We start from the raw sequence: 4,015 nt of genomic DNA, 5'->3' as shown, positions 1-4,015 counted from the left end.
ACTTTGCGGGAGCCCCTGTCTGACAGTAAGAGATGTCTGATTCGATGCTGGCCGTCATGACGTGGTTCACAATGCTGAAGGTGCCGGTGTCCGGGGGCTGGGGGGCGCTGATAGCCAGGACGGTGACATCTCCGGAGTATGTTCCGGTAGTCGTACGTTCGTTACTGAAAGTAAAGAACGAGTGCCCGCCGGATATGATCTCATCACCAATGAATTGGTCGCAGGGGTAGCCGTACGGGTTTTGATCGCATCGGATGTAGGTACGGTAGTCCAGGAACCCTGTTGTCCCGAGGATAGCCATCGAACGGCCGTGCCCGGACCAGAATCCCTGGAGAGGAAGAAGATTATCGGGTACGAGCAGTGGCTGTTGTTCGGGGGTATATCCGGACGGGCAGGGTGAGTACTCGCCGAGGCCTGCGTCGTTGTTGTGGGTACCGGTGATACGTAAGCGACCGTCCAGCCGGTCCAAGATTATGCCCTGGTTCCAGAGAGTGCAAGCCTGACCGTCCGGGCCATCAGCGGCATCCTGCGTACTGACGTATTGAACTGACACCGCGAAAGAGGTTTGGGCGGTGTTGCGCGCAGTGGGTGTCGCGAGAACGGCAGCGTCGAACAGGCGGGTAGTGCGATAATCCCGGGCGATTTGGGCCTGGCTTGTCTTCGCTCGCTGGTCGGCGCCTTGGGAGTTGTAGACGGCCGCCCAGTCGTGTCGGTCGACAGCCTCCCAGTACTGGTGCAGGAAAGCGACAGGGTCCGCTGGGCCAGAAGCCGCGTTCGCAGCGGGCGGGGCTGCCGCCGCTCTGAGGGTTGCGACGACAGACGAGGCGGCGGGAGCCGTCGCGGTAGGCTGATCGCGCAGCGCGATCAGCGGGACCTGCAGCATGATCGGCCCGTGACCCGTGGCGGCAAAAACGACCCCCGCCACCACCGTTACGGCGGTCGCGCCAGCCGCCCAGGGCCACCGCGAACGACGAGCGGTTCCACCGATGATCTCCGGTTCGCCCTCGGGTCGAAGCTCCACGGTGGGCTTCCATGCGGAGGTTAGAAGACGCGTGACCGCAGCGGCCGCTGCCGAACCCTGCGTCCGCACGAGGTTCTCGACAAGCTGTTGCGCACTGGGCCGAGCGTCGGGGACTTTGGCGAAGGCGCGAGTCAGTAGCGCAGCGAGTGGAATGTCGATGCCGGTGAGATCAGGCACGCTGTGGACGATGCGGTGCAAGACAGCCGGGGCCGGGCCGGTACCGAACGGTGGACGCCCGGTTGCGGCGAACATGACGGTGCTCGCCCATGCGAAAACGTCGGCGCTCGGCCCGACATCCTCGGCAGAGGCTTGCTCGGGAGCCATGAAACCCGCACTGCCGACCAACAGACCGCTGTGAGTGATCGTCGTACTGTCGGCAGCCCGGGCGATCCCGAAATCCAGCACACGGGGACCGTCCGCGGCGAGGACGACATTCGCCGGCTTGAGATCCCGATGGACCACACCAGCGTCATGAATCGACGTGAGCGCCTCGGCCAGTCCGGCGGCGAACGCCCACAGGGCGCCATCGGTCAGCGGCCCATAGTGGGCGACGTGCTCCTGCAGAGTCGGTCCGGGAATATACACACTGGCAATCCAGGGCTCGTCGGCGTCCGGATCGGCGTCCAGCACCCGGCACGTCCGGAGGCCACCTACCCGGCGAGCCAACTCAACCTCTCGGCGAAATCGTGCTCGAAAGGCTGGATCATCCGCCAATTCAGGACGAATGATCTTCAACGCGGCCCGGTGCCCGTCCCGCTCCGCGAGAAAAACGACGCCCATCCCCCCGCCACCAAGCCGGTTCAGGACTCGCCATCCGCGATAGCTGGTTGTCGTGACCCCCACACCTACCATCGTGCATCCCCCCGAGTCCGTTGACAGGCAGATCATGTCAGCCTGCCGGCGAAGGATGTACCGCGGCATATCCCGGCAGTGGTCGGCAGCAAGTGCGGATGTCCAGACGATACGAAGCGGCTGGCGCCTACTGGGTGGTATCCACCTCGGCTGGAACGGGTGCCTGTTCCGCGCGTGCTGCCCGCGCAGCCTTCCGCGCTGCCTTCGTCCTCGTCGCCTGACGGTGGCTTCCTCCAGCATGGCGACGAGCTGCTCCCTACTTACCAGGTCCATCCGGTGACGATCTCGATCGGCCACCGGCTACTCGGACGGCCAACTCCTGGTGCTTTATCACCAGGAGTTGGCCTCCACCAGTGCCAGGTCGGTCGCGCTACTCGGGTCGCTCGCCGCGACGGACGAGACGGGGACGAGGCGACGGCCGCCGAGGCCGGCGTTGCACCAGAGTCGCGCACATCGTCGGGCGGATAGTTCCCGCGCAACACGCTTCTACCAGTACCACGAAGCCGCATAACCATCCAAAGCCTCACCTGTGAACAGAACCGGGGCAGCTTCATGTCTCGTACTTTGGACTGATCACGAACGGCATCGGCTCCCGTACCGTGATTGGGTGCGCACCCTTCTTCGTTCTGGGTGGGACGAGCCTCGTCCCCCGCCCGCCGTTGCGAGTATGGCGGGACCGGGCGCTCGTAGGGGCGCTCGTAGGGGCGCTCGTGCCGATCGTAGTGCTCGAAGGAGTTCTGCGACCGAATCGTCCATGGCGGACCGCTTGGTTCATCGTCGCTGTCGGGCTGGTACCCACGTTGGTCACGCCACCCGCATCGAGGTCCGTGTCGCCGCGGACGACATGGTGGTGCGCCTGCGCGTGAGCGACGATGGGGACACCAGCGCCACACGCCCGCCAGCGCCGCCGGGATACGGGCTCGTCGGCATGATCGAACGCACTCAGCTGCTCGGCGGCACCTGCGATGCCGGCCCGAACCCCGGTCGAGGGTGGAGCGTGACCGCCGTACTGCCCCGGACGGGGTGGGCGACATGAGCATCCGGGTGCTCGTAGCCGACGATCAGGAGATCGTCCGCACCGGACTCCGGATGATTCTCGACGCCCAACCCGGCATTGAGGTCGAAGCCACCCGCATCCTGGCTAGACCGCACGTCGCCGACCCCCTCGCCGTCGTCGTCATCACCACCTTCGACCTCGACGAATACGTCTACGCCGCACTGCAAGCCGGCGCCCGGGGTTTCCTGCTCAAAGACGCGGGCCCCGATCTGCTCGCCCAAGCCGTCCATGCCGCCGCGGGCGGCGACGCGCTCATCGCCCCGAGCATCACCGCACGACTGCTTGCGGCATTCGCCGACGCCGGGCCCACCGCACCGCCGCTGCAACCCATCGAGACGCTCACGGACCGGGAAGGGCAGGTCCTCACCACGGTGGCGGGGGGACGAAGCAACAACGAGATCGCCATGTGGGCCTACGAAACCAACCGCGTCAAGAACCGATAGAAGCTGGCGCGGAACGCATCGGCCGAAAGTACCACCGTGCCGTCGGATGATCGGCTGACTCAGATCAGGCCTATGCACCGATGAGCCGGCGCACCTCAATCGTCACCATCGAGTCATGACCGGAACTACGGCAGGCGCTCGTGCCGTGACCTCCTCCGCTAGGACAGGGCGGCTCGTACCCACCGCGCTGCTCGCGCTCAGCGCCATTCCGATCACGGCCGGCGCAGCCCGCCTGGCCGAGTTGACCGGCGGCGCGGAAATCACGCCGGAAAACGCACGGTTCTTCGCGTCGCCCGTGCCCGTGGTGGTGCACATCCTCAGCGTCAGCCTGTACTGCACGCTGGGTCCCTTCCAGTTCGTCCCCGGCATCCGCCGCCGCAGGCCCGGCTGGCACCGCGCCGCCGGACGGCTCCTGATCCCATGCGGACTTGCCGCAGCGCTTTCGGGTCTGTGGATGACCCTGTTCTATCCCCGCCCTGACGACGTTGGTGATCTCCTTTCTGGCTTCCGACTCGTGTTCGGCTCGGCCATGGTCCTGTCCATCCTCCTCGGCTTCGCCGCAATCCGACGGCGGGACATTCTCCGGCACCGCGCCTGGATGATTCGCGGCTATGCGATAGGCCTGGCGGAATGGACCATCCG

Annotated in this window: 3 protein-coding genes and 1 pseudogene; 3 read left to right on the top strand and 1 reads right to left on the bottom strand. The window is 65.8% G+C overall.

Features of this window, described 5'->3' with window-relative positions; all coding sequences use genetic code 11:
- On the bottom strand, window positions 1-1,864 hold a 1,864-nt coding region (locus U9977_RS22100), incomplete at its 3' end, for a serine/threonine-protein kinase (RefSeq protein ID WP_322751199.1).
- Between the two features lie 796 nt (window positions 1,865-2,660).
- Between U9977_RS22100 and U9977_RS27220 the strand changes: the two are divergent.
- The 3 genes and pseudogenes from U9977_RS27220 to U9977_RS22090 all read left to right on the top strand — a co-directional run.
- Window positions 2,661-2,909: pseudogene (locus U9977_RS27220) on the top strand (sensor histidine kinase); the annotation flags it as partial.
- Window positions 2,906-3,373, top strand: coding sequence for a response regulator transcription factor (locus tag U9977_RS22095; RefSeq protein ID WP_322751198.1), 468 nt, complete (start codon window positions 2,906-2,908; stop codon window positions 3,371-3,373). The pseudogene U9977_RS27220 and the gene U9977_RS22095, both read left to right, overlap by 4 nt.
- A 115-nt stretch (window positions 3,374-3,488) precedes the next feature.
- The coding region (locus tag U9977_RS22090) for a DUF2306 domain-containing protein (protein ID WP_322751197.1) at window positions 3,489-4,015 on the top strand (527 nt) is incomplete at its 3' end.

Origin of the sequence: Protofrankia sp. Cas8 (genome assembly GCF_963555845.1) — a bacterium.
GTDB lineage: Bacteria > Actinomycetota > Actinomycetes > Frankiales > Frankiaceae > Protofrankia.
Note: the sequence above shows the minus strand (reverse complement) of the source record. Positions and strands in the feature narration are given on the sequence as shown.